At 49.7% G+C, this 481-nt stretch carries 1 protein-coding gene and 1 pseudogene; one reads left to right on the forward strand and one right to left on the reverse strand.

What is annotated here, in order from left to right:
• Positions 1-96, reverse strand: a pseudogene (locus ACMWLG_RS25905) (hypothetical protein); the annotation flags it as partial.
• A 244-nt stretch (positions 97-340) separates the two neighbouring features.
• On the opposite strand from ACMWLG_RS25905, the gene ACMWLG_RS25910 reads away from it, so the two are divergent.
• Positions 341-481, forward strand: a 141-nt coding sequence (locus tag ACMWLG_RS25910; RefSeq protein ID WP_171871877.1) for an AAC(3) family N-acetyltransferase, incomplete at its 3' end; no start/stop codon positions are given.

A 481-nucleotide genomic window follows, 5' to 3' on the forward strand; every position in this document is an offset into this window, starting at 1 on the left:
TAATTCAGCGGCTTTTTTCTGGTTAAATTTAGCCTGCTGTAAGCTGGTTTGTAGAAAGTCTTTCTCTTGCTGCTGCTGGAATTCACGCAGATCCAGCGTAAATGGCTTTTATAATCCACGCCGAAGACATTCAACACTCGGCTGGAAATCGCCGGTGGCATTTGAGAAAAAAGCCGCTTAAAATGAGAGATAGACCGGAACACAACCGGTGCAAGACCAAAACGCTTGGCCAAAAAGCCACCAACGGCGACGGTCCTCCACCTCGGTCAAGCAGCGAGAGGTAGAGTGATATCTCTATCTCGATAGGTATAGTGTTTTGCAGTTTAGAGGAGATATCGCGATGCATACGCGGAAGGCAATAACGGAGGCAATTCGAAAACTCGGAGTCCAAACCGGTGACCTGTTGATGGTGCATGCCTCACTTAAAGCGATTGGTCCGGTCGAAGGAGGAGCGGAGACGGTCGTTGCCGCGTTACGCTCC

Origin of the sequence: Enterobacter sp. 01-M-02-SI-ECC, assembly GCF_047530595.1 — a bacterium.
Lineage (GTDB): Bacteria > Pseudomonadota > Gammaproteobacteria > Enterobacterales > Enterobacteriaceae > Enterobacter > Enterobacter cloacae_M.